The 16,689-nt window shown below is 67.8% G+C and carries 14 protein-coding genes; 2 read left to right on the top strand and 12 right to left on the bottom strand.

Annotated features, from left to right (window positions below):
• Positions 1 to 308: 308 nt before the first annotated feature.
• Together tyrS and J1902_RS05705 are read right to left on the bottom strand one after the other, a co-directional pair.
• Positions 309 to 1,619: a tyrosine--tRNA ligase gene (gene tyrS, locus J1902_RS05710; RefSeq protein ID WP_207615284.1), complete on the bottom strand. Its 1,311-nt coding sequence runs from the start codon at positions 1,617 to 1,619 to the stop codon at positions 309 to 311.
• 37 nt (positions 1,620 to 1,656) lie between these two features.
• The gene (locus J1902_RS05705; protein WP_207615283.1) at positions 1,657 to 3,885 is read right to left on the bottom strand and encodes a HelD family protein; all 2,229 of its coding nucleotides are present in this window, start codon (positions 3,883 to 3,885) and stop codon (positions 1,657 to 1,659) included.
• Between the two features lie 161 nt (positions 3,886 to 4,046).
• Between J1902_RS05705 and J1902_RS05700 the strand changes: the two genes are divergently transcribed.
• Entirely contained in the window at positions 4,047 to 4,646 is a 600-nt protein-coding gene (locus J1902_RS05700; protein WP_207615282.1) for a GNAT family N-acetyltransferase, read from the top strand.
• A 4-nt stretch (positions 4,647 to 4,650) separates the two neighbouring features.
• Here J1902_RS05700 and J1902_RS05695 read toward each other — a convergent pair whose 3' ends face one another.
• Complete coding sequence (locus J1902_RS05695) at positions 4,651 to 5,313, bottom strand: DNA-3-methyladenine glycosylase (RefSeq protein WP_207615281.1); 663 nt, start codon at positions 5,311 to 5,313, stop codon at positions 4,651 to 4,653.
• An 81-nt stretch (positions 5,314 to 5,394) separates the two neighbouring features.
• Here J1902_RS05695 and J1902_RS05690 point away from each other — a divergent pair, with 81 nt between their 5' ends.
• Entirely contained in the window at positions 5,395 to 6,897 is a 1,503-nt protein-coding gene (locus J1902_RS05690; protein ID WP_207615280.1) for a DNA-3-methyladenine glycosylase 2 family protein, read from the top strand.
• Positions 6,898 to 6,901: 4 nt separating this feature from the next.
• On the opposite strand, the gene J1902_RS05685 is transcribed toward J1902_RS05690, so the two are convergent.
• From J1902_RS05685 to argC, 9 genes are all read right to left on the bottom strand, one after another.
• Positions 6,902 to 7,639: a maleylpyruvate isomerase family mycothiol-dependent enzyme gene (locus J1902_RS05685; RefSeq protein WP_207615279.1), complete on the bottom strand. Its 738-nt coding sequence runs from the start codon at positions 7,637 to 7,639 to the stop codon at positions 6,902 to 6,904.
• Between the two features lie 141 nt (positions 7,640 to 7,780).
• Positions 7,781 to 9,256, bottom strand: coding sequence for an argininosuccinate lyase (gene argH / locus J1902_RS05680; RefSeq protein ID WP_207615278.1), 1,476 nt, complete (start codon positions 9,254 to 9,256; stop codon positions 7,781 to 7,783).
• Positions 9,253 to 10,458, bottom strand: coding sequence for an argininosuccinate synthase (locus J1902_RS05675; protein ID WP_207615277.1), 1,206 nt, complete (start codon positions 10,456 to 10,458; stop codon positions 9,253 to 9,255). Before J1902_RS05675 ends, argH begins: the two co-directional genes overlap by 4 nt.
• A gap of 91 nt (positions 10,459 to 10,549) precedes the next feature.
• Positions 10,550 to 11,086 (bottom strand): arginine repressor, encoded by a 537-nt coding sequence (locus tag J1902_RS05670; RefSeq protein WP_207615276.1) that lies wholly within the window; start codon positions 11,084 to 11,086, stop codon positions 10,550 to 10,552.
• Positions 11,087 to 12,076 carry an ornithine carbamoyltransferase gene (gene argF, locus J1902_RS05665; RefSeq protein WP_207615275.1) on the bottom strand — a complete coding sequence of 330 codons (990 nt, stop codon included), beginning with the start codon at positions 12,074 to 12,076 and terminating at the stop codon, positions 11,087 to 11,089.
• Positions 12,073 to 13,344 carry an acetylornithine transaminase gene (locus J1902_RS05660; RefSeq protein ID WP_207615274.1) on the bottom strand — a complete coding sequence of 424 codons (1,272 nt, stop codon included), beginning with the start codon at positions 13,342 to 13,344 and terminating at the stop codon, positions 12,073 to 12,075. The genes argF and J1902_RS05660 overlap by 4 nt, the downstream gene beginning before the upstream one ends.
• A complete protein-coding gene (gene argB, locus J1902_RS05655) occupies positions 13,341 to 14,300 on the bottom strand; it encodes an acetylglutamate kinase (RefSeq protein ID WP_207615273.1) in 960 nt (319 codons plus the stop codon). The genes J1902_RS05660 and argB overlap by 4 nt, the downstream gene beginning before the upstream one ends.
• 12 nt (positions 14,301 to 14,312) lie before the next feature.
• Positions 14,313 to 15,479 (bottom strand): bifunctional glutamate N-acetyltransferase/amino-acid acetyltransferase ArgJ, encoded by a 1,167-nt coding sequence (gene argJ / locus J1902_RS05650; protein ID WP_207615272.1) that lies wholly within the window; start codon positions 15,477 to 15,479, stop codon positions 14,313 to 14,315.
• Positions 15,476 to 16,507: an N-acetyl-gamma-glutamyl-phosphate reductase gene (argC, locus tag J1902_RS05645; protein ID WP_207615271.1), complete on the bottom strand. Its 1,032-nt coding sequence runs from the start codon at positions 16,505 to 16,507 to the stop codon at positions 15,476 to 15,478. Before argC ends, argJ begins: the two co-directional genes overlap by 4 nt.
• Between the last annotated feature and the right edge of the window lie 182 nt (positions 16,508 to 16,689).

Raw genomic sequence — 16,689 nt, 5'->3', positions numbered from 1 at the left:
AAGGGGACCGGCTCGCTCCGGAGCAACTTTCCAAACCTACCCGAATCATTCATCTTGTGCAAATCAGCTTTTTCGACTGAATTCACGGAACAACTCGAATTCCCCAAGGGAAGTCCAGCAGCATGCACACTAAATGTGAACCAAGCCGGTTTCCATGTGAAGGGGATATTGCCGCCATCCGAACCAGTTATTCACTGTTCCGTTCCCGGCGACTCAGAAAACAATACACGCTCCCCCGGGACCGCGCAAGTCGGCCCTATAAGGAGCGTGCATGGGGCCCGGAATCCGGGCCGGCAAAAACTGTATAACTAGGCAGAAACCTCAATGGTTGCAAGGTTCTTCTTACCGCGGCGCAGCAGGAGGTACCGGCCGTGCAGCAGCTCGCCCTGCTCGATCACGGCGTCGGGATCCGACACCTTGGTGTTGTTCACATAGGCGCCGCCTTCACCGACCGTGCGGCGGGCAGCCGACTTGCTCTCGGACAGACCCGAAGCAACTAGGAGGTCGATGATCCCCAGACCGTCGGCGCCGATCGTCGCGGACGGCAGTTCCGCCGTCGCGGCTTCAAGTGTGCGTTCGTCTAGAACGGTGAGGTCGCCGCTGCCGAACAGGGCTGCGGATGCGGCAATGACCTTGTCCGTGGCATCGGCACCGTGGACCAGGGACGTGACTTCATACGCGAGCTTCTTCTGGCCTTCGCGGGCAAACGGACGCTCGGCGACAGCCTGGCCGAGTTCCTCGATCTCGGCACGGCTCAGGAAGGTGAACACCTTGAGGCGGTCCACGACGTCGGCGTCCGCGGTGTTGAGCCAGAACTGGTAGAACGCGTACGGGCTGCACATGTGGGCGTCCAACCAGATGGCGTTGCCCTCGCTCTTGCCGAACTTGGTGCCATCGGAGTTGGTGATCAGGGGCGTGCCCAGGGCGTGGACGACCTTGCCTTCCACCTTCCGGATCAGCTCGGTGCCGCTCGTGAGGTTGCCCCACTGGTCCGAGCCGCCGGTCTGCAGCACGCAGCCGAAATCGCGGTAGAGCTGGAGGTAGTCCATGCCCTGCAGGATCTGGTAGCTGAACTCGGTGTAGCTGATGCCCTCGTCCGAGCTGAGGCGGGAGGCCACGGCGTCCTTGCGCATCATGGTACCGACACGGAAGTGCTTGCCGATTTCCCGAAGGAAGTCGATGGCGGTCAGCGGCGCGGTCCAGTCCAGGTTGTTGACCATCCGGGCCGCGTTCTCGCCGTCGAAACTGATGAAGCGGCGGACCTGCGCCTGCAGGTAACCCACCCACTCGGCCACGGTGTCCTTCGTGTTCAGGGTGCGCTCAGCCGTGGGGCGGGGGTCGCCGATCAGGCCGGTGGAACCGCCCACCAGGCCAAGCGGCTTGTGCCCGGCCAGCTGCAGCCGGCGCATCACCAGCAACTGCACCAGGTTGCCCAGGTGCAGCGAAGGAGCCGTGGGGTCGAAGCCACAGTAATACGTGACAGGGTCCCCGGCGAGCAGCTTTTCCAGTTCCGTTTCATCAGTGGAAACATGGATCAGGCCGCGCCATTTGAGCTCTTGCCAGATATTGGCAAAGCCCGGGTCGTTGTGCTGGGACTCGAGGTTGTTTACGTGTGACACGAGATCTAAGTTAGCAGGATTGACGGGCCGGTTTTGCCTAGCGCTCGATGCCCGCCGGGAGCGGCGCCGCGGTGATGAGCCGCAGGCGCTGCGTGGGACGCGTCATCGCCACATACAGGTCGCCCACCTTGCCGTGCTCGTGGTTGAGCATGGCGGCCGGTTCCAAGACCACAACGCCGTCGAATTCCAGGCCCTTGGCTTCCTTGGGGCTGATGACCACGATGTCCTGCTCGTAGCTGCCGGCCCCTTCACCGATGCGGTGGCCGTAGACCGCACGGAGTGCGGCCGTGGCTTGCGGCAGGAGCTCGCCGTCGGCGATGACCGCCAGCAGGCCGCCGTCGATCGCTGCTATTTCCTCCGGCAGGACCTCAACCAGACGGTCTACAATCCCCGAGGCGTCCACACGGTCCACGATGGGCGACCATTTGCCCTCGCGGACGGCCTTGGGTGCCGAGACGACCAGGCCGGCGCGGTTCGCCATGCGGACTGCGGCCTCGGCGATCTGGGACGGGGTGCGGTAGTTGACCGTGAGTTCCTCGAGCTGCCAGCGGTCCCCGAACGACGGCGCCAAGGCACCTTGCCAGGAGTTCGCGCCCGCCGAGGAGCTCGTCTGGGCGATGTCGCCCACGATCGTGAAGGACTTCAGCGGGCAGCGGCGGACGAGCAGGCGCCACTGCATGGGCGAGAGCTCCTGCGCCTCGTCCACCACGATGTGCCCGAAGGCCCAGGTGCGGTCGCTCGTGGCGCGCTCGGCGGCCGTCAGGCGGTTCTCGCGCTCCTGGTTCTGATCGGCGAGTTCCTCCGCGGTGATGAGGACATCGACGCCCATGGACTCCATGTTCACCAGCGTCTGCCTGGCGTTGGCGAGGTCGCGGGCGCGGTCGTGTTCCTGCTGTGCCAGCCCCCGCCCGGCGGCCGGGTCCAGCTCGCCGAGGAGTTCGGCCGCTTCGTCGAGCAGCGGGACGTCGGCTTCGGTCCACGGCGCGTTGGCGGGACGCAGCAGCAGGGCGCGCTGTTCCGCGGTGAGGTGGGGGGTGCAGGCTTCCAGGATGGCCGGCTTGCTGAAGAGCTCCGAGATGAGCTTCTCCGGCGTCATGGGCATCCAGCACAGGTTCAGCATGGTGCGGACATCGCGGGCCGTGCGGACGTCCTCGGCGAGGTAGGAACGGTCGGCGTTGTTGCCGATGTTGGATTCCTCGACGATTTCCGTCAGCTGTTCCGTGAGTTCACGCAGCAGGATCTTGACGAAGGTAACGCGGGCCTCGTTGTGCGGTTTGCCACTGGCGCGTGCCCTGTCCCGTGCGCGGCGGACCTGCCGGACTGAGAGTGTCAGCTTACGGGAGTCGACCTCGAGCAGGCTGTCCGCGGCGGGCGTCCGCTGTCGGTTCGCCACGGCATTCGCCACGACGACGGCCATGTCGAGCTTGCCCTTGAGTGCGGCAACATCGGCGTCGTGCTCGGGGATGGCGTGGATGCCCGGCATGAGCCGGCCCACGCTGGCCATGACCACGCCGGTCTCGCCCAGGGAGGGCAGCACGCGCTCGATGTAGTGCATGAACGACGACGACGGGCCCACCAGCAGCACGCCGGCGCTCTTGAGCCTGTCGCGGTGGGTGTACAGCAGGTACGCGGCGCGGTGCAGGGCGACGGCGGTTTTGCCGGTACCGGGCCCGCCCTGGACGACGAGCGCCCCGGACATCGAAGAGCGGATGATCCGGTCCTGCTCGGACTGGATGGTGCCGACGATGTCAGACATGCGGCCGGTGCGCTTGGAGTTCAGCGCGGCCAGCAGTGCGCCCTCGCCCTGGAGGGAATCATTGTCCGCGAGCATGCCGGCGTCGAGCACGTCATCCTCGATGGCCTTCACCTCGCGGCCCTGCAGGATCAGGTGGCGGCGGCGCCGGACGCCCTGGCGGTCGAAGGCAGTCGCCTGGTAGAAGTGGCCGGCCTCGGGCGCGCGCCAGTCGATCATGAGCCGCTGCAGGTCCGAGGTGGACAGGCCGATGCGGCCGATGTACTGCGCCTCACCGGAGTCCAGGTCGAGGCGGCCGAACACCAGGCGGTCGTCCACGGCGTCGAGCTGGGCGAGGCGGTCCTCGTACAGTGCAGCGAAGGCGTCACGTTCGGAGACGTTCTGCATGGTTCCCACTGCCCCGGCCCGCCTGACCTGGGCCAACTGGGCGCGCTTTTCCACACGCAGCTCATCGAGCCGGGCGTAGAGCCCGGCAACATATTCCTGCTCGTGAACCAAATCAGCGTCGTGCATTGAACCGTAACCCCTATCGCAAAAGACAGACCGTCCATTCTACAGCCATTTTCGTTAACGCGGCAGGAACAGACCGGATTCCGGACCTCGTTACCTAAAGTTCACCCCCCGCTAACGCGTCCATCGTTTGCCAAGGGGATCGTAGGTGCTTAGATACTGCAATGCAGCACGATGTTGCCCTTTCCGGACATGGCATCAGCCTCGTTCCGTTGTCTCCCTGGCACGCCAACGCGCTCTTCGGATTCGTGGATTCCGAGATGTGGGCAGGCATGGCCGCCAGCCAGCCGCACAGCACCGAGGAGCTTGCGGCCCTCTTCGCCTCCCGCCTGGAGAATCCGGACATGGTGCCGTTCGCCGTGACCGCGCAGAGGTCCGGGGAACTGCTGGGAACCACCTCCTTGACCGACTACAGCCCGCGGCAGGAACGCGCTGAAATCGGCGGCACGTTCATCGGCCGACCCTACTGGGGAAGCCACGTCAACACGGCCAGCAAGCACCTTCTCCTGTCCTATGCCTTCGAGGTGCTGGATGTGCACCGTGTGGCGTTCCGCTGCGATACCCGCAACACCCGCAGTGCCAACGCCATTGCCCGGCTCGGGGCACAGTACGAGGGAACGCTCCGCGGCCACCGCTTGGCGCCGGACGGCAGCCGTGCGGACACCGCCGTGTTTTCGATCCTCCGGCCGGAGTGGCCCGAGGTCCGCGGGAAGCTGCTGGAACGGTTGGCGCTGTACTCCGTGACGCTGGAAACGGCGGCCTGAGGCACTACGGCTTGGGAGTCCCGGCCTTGGCGGCCTTGTACTGCGACACCGTCGGATCGTCCTGGATCCAGAAGCGCCAGGGATAGCGCCTGCTGCCGCCGTCGCCGGCCACACCCACGCGCGGTCCGCTCGCAACAGCGGCAGCCGGCCCGTCTGGCAGCGCCAGCCCGAACGGCGGGGAGAGTGCATCCCGCCCGCTGTCCGCCGTCGTCAGTCCCAGCACGGTGGCCAGCCTCGCCGGTCCGCTGGCCAGATCCTGCGGAGACCTCGACGCCGGCCGCCGGGACGCCGCGATTGCTTGCCCGCCCACCACCTCGCCCGCGCGCAGCAGCAGCGCGGACGGTACGCCGTCGGGACCGCAGACAATGTTGGCGCAATAGTGCATGCCGTAGGTGAAGTACACGTAGAGGTGGCCCGCGGGGCCAAACATGGGCGCATTGCGCGGAGTCCGGCCCCGGAACGTGTGGGAGCCCGGGTCCGGGTGTGCTGAATCGCGGGGCCCCAGGTAGGCCTCCACCTCGGTGAGCCGGACCGAGACCGCACCTTCGTCTGTTTGGTGTGTGAGCACGGCCCCCAGCAGCAGCGGCGCGACGTTTCGCGGATCGCCGGACAGGAATTCCCGGAGCGCGGCCACTTCGGGGCCCGGGTGCTCGCCTGCAGCGGTCATGCCCCAGACCTTAGCAAAGCCGCCAACGCTGATGTCCGATTTCCGCTAGTCGCGGCTCCGGGCGGCTGGCAGGATGGGGTAATGGACTTCTGGCAACGCTACCGGGCCATCGACGCCCGCGACCCCCGCTTTGACGGACAGTTCTTCACGGCTGTGCGCTCCACGGGGATCTATTGCCGGCCATCCTGCCCGGCCCGTACCCCGAAGGCAGAGAACGTCACCTTCTACGAGACGTCCGCAGCGGCACACGAGGCCGGATACCGCGCCTGCAAGCGCTGCCTGCCCGAGGCGGTCCCGGGGACGCCCGCGTGGAACATGCGCTCCGACGTCGCGGGCCGCGCCATGCGGCTCATCAACGACGGCGTCCTGGGCCGGGAAGGCGTGGAGGGGCTGTCCCGCCGCCTGGGCTATTCCTCGCGCCAGCTCAACCGGATCCTGCGCCACGATCTCGGCGCCGGGCCCTTGTCATTGGCCCGGGCCAGCCGCGCCCAGACGGCCAGGACCCTGTTGGTGTCCACGGACATGCTGCTGGCGGACGTCGCCTTCGCCTCGGGGTTCAACAGCGTGCGGCAGTTCAACGACACCATCGCCGAGATCTTCGCGCTGACGCCGAGTGCGCTGCGCGCCACGGGCAAGGCCTCCGGAACGGCGGCCAAGGCCGCCATCACGGGCGGCCAGGTGTCCTCGCGCTCGGCCCTGACGCTCAAACTCCCCTACCGGGAGCCCTTCGACCCCGGCATCTTCGATTTCCTTGCCGTGCGTGCGGTACCGGGCATCGAACTCGCCGGCCCGCACAGCTATTCAAGGACCCTGCGCCTCCCCCGCGGCGATGCGGCGTTCACCGTGGACTACGACGCGGCCGCGCCCGGCAAACCCCTGCGGCTCACCGTCGCCTCGGTGGACCTCCACGATCTGCCCGCTCTGTTGAGCCGTGTCCGCAGGCTGTTCGACCTCGACGCCGATCCGGTGGCCATCGACCAGGTGCTGGCCACGGATCCGCGGCTCAGGTCCAGTGTCCGCGCCATTCCCGGGATCCGCGTGCCGGGGGCGGTGGACCCCCACGAACTGCTGGTCCGGGCGATGATCGGGCAGCAGATCACCGTGGCGGCTGCCCGGACCGCGCTGACACAGTTGTCCGTGGCTGGATCGCCCGGAAGCACGGCGCAGCCCTCAGGTACGATGCCACCGGGGCTGGAGCGCTTGTTCCCGACGGCGGCCCAGCTCGCCGAATCGGGGCGGGCGCTGCTCCGGGGTCCGCAGCGCCGCATCGATTCGGTGCTCGCCGCCGTCGAGGCCATGGCCGGCGGCACCCTGGATTTCGGCTACGGCGACGGGCTCCAAGAGCTGGAGGACAAGCTGCTGCCCTTGCCCGGCATCGGCCCCTGGACTGTGGGGTACGTGGCCATGCGAGTCATCAGCGCCCCGGACGTGTTCCTGGGCAACGATGCCGCCGTCCGGAACGGCCTCAAGACCCTGCCGGCTAGGCCCGGACTCTCGGCGGATTTCCGGGAGGCCAGCCCCTGGCGTTCCTACGCCACGATGCACCTGTGGCGGGCAGCGGCTGCTCCGAAAAGCCGGGCCTGAGACGCTACTTGACGGCAGGCGCGGCGGACGGCCACGGCAGCAGGCCGGGCAGGTCCACGCCGTCGGCGGCGGCGGTGGCGCGCAGGCTGCCGAGGGTGGGCGTCCTGCCGGCCAGCCAGGCGGCGATGTCGGTGAGCATGCCGTTGATGGCGATGGACGTGGTGCCCGCGCCGATGGTGATCGGTGGCAGGCCGGTGGGCTGCAGCACGAAACGGTACTCCTCCGGCACCCGGGCGGCGAGGAAGCCGATGAGGTGTTCGCAGAACGGACGGCTCCAGGTCTCGGGGCCACGTCCGGCGGCCAGGTCGGAGGCGTGGATGACGAGTTCGCGCCACAGCGCCAGACCGCCGTCGAACGCTGTTCCGTTGCGGTAGCTGATAGGGGCGTTCCAGCCGGCATCATCGAGACGGTCGAACGCGGCGATGGCCGCCGTAAGCGACGATTCGACAGCCTCGCGGTGCTGGACCAGGCTGTGCCCGGCGGCGAGTTCGATGGCCTTGGTGCGGCCTTCCATGCCACCGTCGTACAGTTCCACCGTTTCGCCGCGCAAGGCGAACTCGATCTGGCGGCCCATGGCCCGGGAGATGCCGGCGATGTGGGCCAGGACGTGGCCGCGGGACCAGCCGGGCAGTTCGGACGGAGCGGTGACGGCGGCGTCGTCCAGCTTGGCAACAAGACGGGTGACGACGCCGGCTGCTGTGTGAAGTTCGGCAAGCAGCGCAGGAGTTGTGATCTCGGTCATGCCGCCATGGTATCCGAGAGTTAACGGCTCTTAACGCACAACGCTCTCTCAGCTTTGGAGGGAAAACGGCCAACGCTCCTGCACTTTGTGCAGGAGCGTTGGCTGAAATCGCCTCAAAAGTGAGAGAGCGTTGGGGGGGTGCTAGCCTGCGTACCCGCGGACGGCTGCCAGTTCCGCTTCGAGCGCCACAAGCTGGCGTTCGACGGCGGCCGGCGCCGTGCCGCCTTGCGAGTTGCGGCTGTTGAGCGAACCCTCGGTGCTGAGCACCGTGCGGACCTCGGGGCTCAGGTGCTCCGAGATGCCGGCATACTCTTCGTCGGTCAGGTCCCACAGCTCGACGCCGCGGCCCTCGGCAAGCTTCACGGCAGCGCCGGAGAGCTCATGCGCCTCGCGGAAGGGGACGCCCTGGCGGACGAGCCATTCGGCAATGTCCGTGGCCAGCGCGAAGCCCTGCGGAGCCAGGGACTCCATCCGTTCGGTGTTGAACGTCAATGTGGCGATCATGCCGGACACGGCCGGGAGCAGCAGCTCCAGGGTGTCGGCGGCGTCGAACACCGGCTCCTTGTCCTCCTGCAGATCGCGGTTGTACGCGAGCGGCAGGCCCTTGAGCGTTGCCAGCAGGCCGGCCAGGTTGCCGATGAGGCGCCCCGCCTTGCCGCGGGCGAGCTCGGCGACATCCGGGTTCTTCTTCTGCGGCATGATCGAGGACCCCGTGGAGTACGAATCATGCAGGGTCACGAAGGAGAACTCCTTGGTGGCCCACAGAATGACTTCCTCGGAGATCCGGGACAGATCCACGCCGATCATGGAGCAGATCCAGGCGAACTCGGCGAAGACATCGCGCGACGCGGTGCCGTCGATCGAGTTGTGCACCGCCGAGAAGAAGCCCAGGTCCGCGGCAACGGCCTCGGGGTCCAGGCCCAGCGAGGAACCCGCAAGGGCGCCGGAACCGTACGGCGAGACGCCCGCCCGCTTGTCCCAGTCCTGGAGTCGCTGCACATCGCGCAGCATCGCCCAGGCGTGGGCCAGCAGGTGGTGGCTCAGCAGCACCGGCTGGGCGTGCTGCAGGTGCGTGCGGCCTGGCATGGCCACACCCTGGTGCGCCTTGGCCTGCTCGATCAGCGCATCAACCGTGGCCAGGACACGGCGGGCAATGATCCGGGCGTGGTCGCGCAGGAACATGCGGCCAAGCGTGGCCACCTGGTCGTTGCGCGAACGGCCGGCCCGCAGCTTGCCACCGAGGTGCGTGCCTGCGCGCTCGATGAGCCCGCGTTCCAGGGAACCGTGGACGTCCTCGTCGCTCTCTGCCGGCTGGTAGGCGCCGCTCGCGACGTCGTCATCCAGCTGGGTGAGTGCCTTCAGCATGCCGTCGAGTTCGGCGTCGTCCAGCAGGCCTGCCTTGTGGAGCACGCGGGCGTGCGCCTTGGAGCCGGCGATGTCATAGCGGGCCAGCCGCCAGTCAAAGTGCGTGGACTTGCTCAGTGCCGCGAGGGCGTCTGCGGGGCCGCCGGCGAAGCGGCCGCCCCACAGTGCACCTTCGTTGGTCCCCGAACGCTCCCCAGCCTCGCTCCGCTCGGCCGGGGACCCCGGCGTCCGTGGGCCCTGATCCTCCATCATTGACCTGCGACGCGCAGGTCGCGGCCTGCTGCGACCTTGGAGGACATGCCCCACAGCTCGATGAAGCCCTTGGCCTGGGACTGGTCGAAGGTGTCGCCGGTGTCGTAGGTGGCGAGGTCGAAGTCGTAGAGCGAGGTCTCGGAGCGGCGGCCGTTGACGATGGCCTGGCCACCGTGCAGGACCATGCGGATGTCGCCGGAAACGTACTTCTGGGTGTCTTCGATGAACGCGTCCAGGGAGCGCTTGAGCGGGGAGAACCACTGGCCGTCGTAGACCAGCTCGGACCAGCGCTGGCCGACCGTGGCCTTGAAACGGGCCTGCTCGCGCTCGATGGTGACGTCCTCGAGGTGCTTGTGCGCGGTGATCAGCGCCATGGCACCCGGGGCTTCGTAGATTTCGCGGGACTTGATGCCCACGAGGCGGTCCTCGACGACGTCGATGCGGCCGACGCCCTGGGCGCCTGCGCGGCGGTTCAGTTCCTGGATGACCTGAAGCGGAGTGTGCTTGACGCCGTCGATGGCCACTGGCACGCCGGCTTCGAAGGAAATGGTGACCTCATCCGGTGCCGGCGGGAATTCCGGGGTGGCGGTGTAGTCGTAGATGTCCTTGGTGGGGGCGTTCCAGATGTCCTCGAGGTAGCCGGTCTCGACGGCGCGGCCCCAGACGTTCTGGTCGATCGAGTACGGGTTCTTCTTGGTGGTCTCGATCGGCAGTCCCTTTTCCTCGGCGAAGGCGATGGCCTTGTCGCGGGTCAGGGCGAGGTCGCGGACCGGTGCGATGCACTTCAGGTCCGGGCCGAGGGTCTGGATGCCGACCTCGAAGCGGACCTGGTCGTTGCCCTTGCCGGTGCAGCCGTGGGCCACGGTGGTGGCGCCGAATTCGCGGGCTGCCTTGACCAGGTGCTTGACGATCACCGGGCGGGAGATGGCGGAGACCAGCGGGTAGTGGCCCTGGTAGAGGGCGTTGGCCTTCAGGGTGGGCATGGCGTATTCGTTGGCGAACTCGTCGCGGGCGTCGGCCACGTAGGCCTCGACGGCGCCGCAGCCGAGGGCGCGCTGGCGGATGGTCTCCAGCGACTCGCCGCCCTGTCCGACGTCGACCGCCACGGCGATGACCTCGGCACCGGTGGCTTCACCGATCCAGCCGATGGCTACGGAAGTATCAAGGCCACCGGAGTAGGCCAGAACAATGCGCTCAGTCACGAGAGTGCTCCTTTGTTGTTGCTTGGTTCTGTTGAGAGTCAATGCTTGCGGGTCAATGCTGGGTGCCGGCCGGAAGGCCGGAAGGCCGGGCTCAGTTGCCCGGTCCGGCTTCCTGGGCCAGCTGGAGGAACCGGGCGGCCAGGGCGGCCCCGCCGTCGGGATCGCGCGCGACCAAAAGCAAGGTGTCGTCGCCTGCGATCGTACCCAATACGGACGGCATCACCGAGTGGTCGATGGCCAGGGCCAGGAAATTGGCCGCCCCGGGCGGCGTCCGGAGCACCACGATGTTGCCGGAGGCCTCCGCGGTGACCAGGAGTTCGCCGCACAGCCGGCTGAGCCGGGCATCCAGGATTTCCTGGGTGACCCCGCTCTTGGCCGCGCGTTCGCCGCCTTCGCCGGGGACCGCGTACACGAGCGCCCCGTCCTTGCCGCGCACGCGCACAGCGCCCAGTTCGACCAGGTCCCGGGACAGGGTCGCCTGGGTGACCTGGACGCCGTCGTCCGCCAGCAAGGCCGCAAGCTCTGCCTGCGAACGCACGGACTCCCCCGTCAGGATCGCGGTGATGCGCGCCTGGCGGGCGGTCTTGGTGGCCGGGCTTGCGCCCTGCGACGGCGGGTGGGTGGACACTTAGGCGCGCCCCGCCACCGGCGCGAGGCCCTCGACGACGGCGAGCCCGGACTGGTGCATCAGCCAGGCCATGAGTGCCTTCTGGGCGTGGAGGCGGTTTTCGGCCTCGTCCCAGACGATCGACTGCGGGCCGTCGATGACACCGGCGGAAATCTCGTAGCCGCGGTAGGCAGGCAGGCAGTGGAGCACGACGGCGTCCGGTGCAGCCTGGGCCATGGCGGCCTCGTCCACGGAGTAGTCACGGAACAGCTGCAGCCGGGCTTCCTTTTCGGCTTCCTGGCCCATGGACACCCAGGTGTCGGTCGCGACGACGTCGGCACCCTCGAGTGCCTTGCCGGCGTCGCTGGTGATCAGCACGGAGCCACCGGTCTCGGCGGCGCGCTCCTCGGCCGCGGCGACGATGTCCGCAGCGGGCAGGTAGCCTTCGGGGCCGGCGATGCGCACGTGCATGCCCGCGGTGACCCCGGCGAGCAGGTAGGAGTTGGCCATGTTGTTGGCGGCGTCGCCCAAGTAGGCCATGGTGAGGCCCTTGAGCTCGCCCTTGTGTTCCTTGACCGCCAGCAGGTCGGCCAGCAGCTGGCAGGGGTGGTAGTCATCGCACAGGGCGTTGATGACGGGCACCTTGGAGTTTTCAGCCATGGCCACGAGGCCCGAGTGGGCGCCCGTGCGCCACACGATGGTGGAGACCATGCGTTCGAGGACCTTGGCGGTGTCCTCGACGGACTCCTTGTGGCCGATCTGTGCTTCGCCCGGATTGATAATGAGCGCGTTGCCGCCCATGTCCGCCACGCCCGCGGCGAAGGAGACCCGGGTGCGGGTGGAGGTCTTGTCGAAAATGACAGCCACGGTCTTGCGGCCGTTGCCCTCGCCGGCGAAGGGCTGGGCGCTGTACGGCGCGGCCTTCATGCGGACGGCGAGTTCGAGGACCTCGGCCTGCTCGGCAGGGCTCAGGTCCGTGTCCTTAAGGAAGTGACGGGTGGCAGTGTTCACTGTGCGTCCTTGGCTGTCTTGATGATCTCGGGCAGGGCGGCCAGGAAGCGGTCGGCCTGTTCGGTGGTCAGGATGAGCGGCGGAGCCAGGCGGATGGTGCGCGGCCCCGGGCTGTTGATGATGAAGCCGGCGTCCAGCGCGGCCGTCACCATGGCCGGGGCGACGTCGGCGTCGAGGTCGAAACCGATCAGGAGGCCCTCACCGCGGACTTCCGTGACGGCGTCGACGGCGGCCAGGCCGTCCCGGAGGTGCGCGCCGACGGCGAGGACGTTCGCCAGGACGCCCTGGCTTTCGATGGCATGCAGGGTGGCGAGGGCAGCGGCCGTGGCCACCGGGTTCCCGCCGAAGGTGGTTCCGTGCTGTCCCGCGGTGAGCAGGGCCGACGTCGCTTCGCCGAAGGTGATGATGGCGCCTACCGGGAAGCCGCCGCCCAGTCCCTTGGCGAGGGTCACGGCGTCGGGCACGATGCCCGCGTCCTCGCTGGCGAGCCACTTGCCGGTCCGGCCGATGCCGGTCTGGACCTCGTCGAGGATCAGCAGCGCACCGGCCTGCGTGGTGGCCTCGCGGGCCGCCTGCAGGTATTCGGCACTGAGCGGCCGCACGCCCGCTTCGCCCTGGATCGGCTCGAGGAAGACGGCCGCCGTGGTGTCGTCGACGGCGGCACGTAAAGCCTCGACATCGCCGAACGGGATGTGGACCACGCCGCCGGGCAGCGGTTCGAACGGCGCGCGGTACGCCTCCTTGGCTGTCAGCGCCAGGGCGCCCATGGTGCGGCCGTGGAAGGCGCCTTCGAGGGCGATGATCTTGGTGCGCTTGACTGATTCTGACCCTGCGGGTCCACCGCCGTTGCGCCGGGCGAGCTTGAACGCGGCCTCGTTGGCCTCCGTGCCGGAGTTCGCGAAGAAGACCTTGGACCCGGCGGGGGCCTTGGTGATGGCCAGGAGCTTCTCGGCCAGGGCGATCTGGGTGGGGCTCGTGAAGAAGTTGGAGACGTGGCCCAGGGTGGCCAGCTGGCTGGAGATCACCGAGGTGACGAAGGGGTGGGCGTGGCCCAGGGCGTTCACGGCGATCCCGCCCAGGAGGTCCAGGTACTCCTTGCCGTCGGCATCCCACACGAGGGAGCCGGCGCCGCGGACCAGGACCCGCTGCGGGGTGCCGAAGACGCCCATGAGGGAGGAGGAGTAGCGCGCCAGCCAGTCGGCTCCGGTGCTGTGGCCTGTTATTGCGTCTGCCGGGGTTTCGACCAGTTCTGCTTCGTTGGCGGTCATGCGTTCACTTCCTCGTCGGGGACAACCTGGGTTCCAATGCCCGCGGCTGTGAAGGTTTCCAGGAGCATCGAGTGCGGCAGCCGGCCGTCCACGATGTGGGCGCGTTCCACGCCCTCGTCGATGGCCTTCAGGCAGGCGGCCATTTTCGGGATCATGCCGGACTCGAGCCGCGGCAGCATCTCGCGCAGTTCGGAGGCCGTCAGGGATGAAATGAGCGAGGACTTGTCCGGCCAGTTGGCGTACAGGCCCTCGACGTCGGTCAGGATGACGAGCTTGGACGCCCCCAGCGCAGACGCAACAGCGGCCGCTGCAGTATCGGCGTTGACATTGAGCACCTGGCCCGTGGTCTGGAAACGCTTCGCGCCTTCCTCGCCCTCGCCGTCGTCGATGATTTCCGGGGCGACCGTGGAGATCACGGGGATGCGGCCGGCGTCGAGGATGTCCTCGATGCCCGTGGGATCCACGCCCACCACCTCGCCCACCAGGCCGAGGTCCACTTCCTCACCGTCCACCACAGTGCCGGTGCGGACGGCGCGCAGGAGGCCGCCGTCTTCACCGGACATACCCACGGCATAGGGTCCGTGCGAGTTGATGAGGCCCACGAGTTCGCGGCCCACCTGGCCAGTAAGAACCATGCGGACAACGTCCATGGCCTCGGGCGTGGTGACGCGCAGGCCGCCCTTGAACTCGGACTCGATGCCGAGCCGGCTGAGCATGGAGTTAATCTGCGGGCCGCCGCCATGAACCACCACGGGGTGGATGCCCACGTGGTGCAGGAAGACGATGTCCTCGGCGAAGGCGCGGCGCAGTTCCTCGTTGACCATGGCGTTGCCGCCGTACTTGATCACCATGGTGGTCCCGGCGAAGCGCTGGATCCAGGGCAGTGCCTCGATCAGCGTGCCGGCCTTGCTTTGGGCATCGCTCATGGACGTGGTTTCCCGCGTGCGCGCGTTCATGGTCATCCTCGCTTAGCTCGAGTAGGCGCTGTTCTCATGCACGTATTCGTGCGTGAGGTCGTTGGTCCAGATGGTGGCCTCGGCGTCGCCGGCCTGCAGGTCGATTTCCACGAGCACCTCGCGGGGCTCAAGGTCCACCAGCTTGCGGTCGTCGCCGATGCTGCCGTTGCGGCAGATCTGGATGCCGTTCATGGACACGTTCAGCTGGTCAGGCTCGAACACGGCGTCCGTGGTGCCCACGGAGGCGAGCACTCGGCCCCAGTTGGGGTCCTTGCCGAAGATGGCGGTCTTGAAGAGGTTGGAGCGGGCCACGGAGCGGCTGACCACCTCGGCGTCGCGTTCGCTGGCCGCGTTGAACGTGCGGATGGCGATGTCGTGGCTGGCGCCCTCGGCGTCGCCGATCAGCTTGCGGGCCAGTTCAGCGCACACCTGCGTGACGCCGGCGCCCAGGAGCTCGGCGGATGGGACGGCTTCGCTGGCACCGGAGGCCAGGAGCACCACGGTGTCGTTGGTGGACATGCAGCCGTCCGAGTCGGCGCGGTCGAAGGTGACGCGCGTGGCGTCCCTGAGGACGACGTCGAGCAGATCCGGGCTGGCCTGGGCGTCCGTGGTGAGGACCACCAGCATGGTGGCCAGGCCGGGGGCCAGCATGCCGGCACCCTTGGCGATGCCGCCCACGGTGAATTCGTTGCCTTCGGCGTCGGTGCCGGTGAAGACTGCTTCCTTGGAGACGCTGTCGGTGGTCATGATGGCGGTGGCCGCTGCCGAACCGCCATCTTCGGAGAGCTCGGCGAAGGCGGCGTCGATGCCGGGGATCAGCTTGTCCATGGGCAGCTGCTCACCGATGAGGCCGGTGGAGCAGACCACGACGTCGGAGGCGGAGATGCCCAGGACGGCAGCCACTTTTTCGGCGGTTGCGTGCGTGTTCTGGAAGCCTTCCGGGCCGGTGCAGGCATTGGCGCCGCCCGAGTTCAGGACGACGGCGTCGGCCCGGCCGTCGGTGACCACCTGGCGGGACCAGTGCACGGGGGCAGCGGCAACCCGGTTGGAGGTGAAGACAGCGGCGGCGGACGTGAGCGGGCCGTCGTTGACCACGAGGGCGAGGTCCGGGTTGCCGGAGACCTTGATGCCGGCCTTGACGCCCGCGGCGCGGAATCCCTTGGGTGCGGTAATGGTCACGGAGCAACTCCTTGCAGGTTCAGGCCGGCGGTTTCCGCCAGGCCGAGGGCGATGTTCATGGACTGCACGGCGCCGCCGGCGGTTCCCTTGGTCAGGTTGTCAATCGCGCACGTGACGATCACGCGGCCGCTGTGCTCGTCGAAGGCCAGCTGCATGACGGCATGGTTGGAACCCTGCACCGACTTGGTGGTGGGCCACTGGCCTTCGGGGAGCAGGTGCACGAACGGCTCCTCCTCGTAGGCATCGGCCCAGGCCTGGCGCAGCTCCGCGGCGGTGATGCCGGGCTTGACCTTGGCCGTCGCCGTGCTCAAGATGCCACGACTCATGGGGGCCAGGGTGGGGGTGAAGGACACGGTCACCTGTTCCCCGGCCGCGCGGGAGAGGCCCTGCTCGATCTCGGGGGTGTGGCGGTGGCCGCCGCCCACGCCGTAGGGGCTCATGGATCCCATGACTTCGGAGCCGATGAGGTTCACCTTCGCCGCTTTGCCGGCACCGGAGGTGCCTGACGCGGAGACGATCACGACGTCGTCGGGCTGGAGGAGCTGGCCGGCGAACCCGGGCGTCAAGGCGAGCAGGGCCGACGTCGGGTAGCAGCCGGGCACGGCAATGCGCGTGGCGCCCTTGAGGGCTTTGCGCTGGCCGGGGAGTTCGGGCAGGCCGTAGGGCCAGGTGCCGGCGTGCGGGGAGCCATAGAACTTCTCCCACGCCGTGGGGTCCTGGAGGCGGTGGTCCGCGCCGGCGTCGATCACTACCGTGCCTTCCGGCAGTTGCGCGGCAATCTCCGCGGAAGCCCCGTGCGGCAGGGCCAGGAACACGACGTCGTGCCCGGCGAGGTTTTCCACGGTGGTGTCTTCAAGAATTCGGCCGGCCAAACCATGGAGATGCGGCTGCAACTCCCCTAGTCTGGAACCGGCGTTGCTGTGCGCTGTGATCGCTCCGATGGTGACGTCAGGGTGGCCTGCCAGCAGGCGCAGCACCTCTCCTCCGGCGTAGCCGCTGGCACCGGAGACGGCAACAGAAATAGTCATGGCAAGACTATACAGCAAAAGTATTCATAGTTGCCGATATTTATGCATGCCTCGCGCCTGGCGATCGCTTGCTCCGAGTTGGTCATGCCATTTCGATCGGCGACGTATGCTTGGTAAAGGGTGATCCAGACCGTGCAGTCCGAACGTCGGCTGCAGCGTTGCCCGTTAGCGATACGGGGCAC

It is taken from the genome of Arthrobacter cavernae, assembly GCF_017368795.1.
Classification (GTDB): domain Bacteria; phylum Actinomycetota; class Actinomycetes; order Actinomycetales; family Micrococcaceae; genus Arthrobacter; species Arthrobacter cavernae.
The sequence above is the reverse complement of the archived record's forward strand: the minus strand, read 5'-3'. Positions and strand labels throughout refer to the sequence as shown.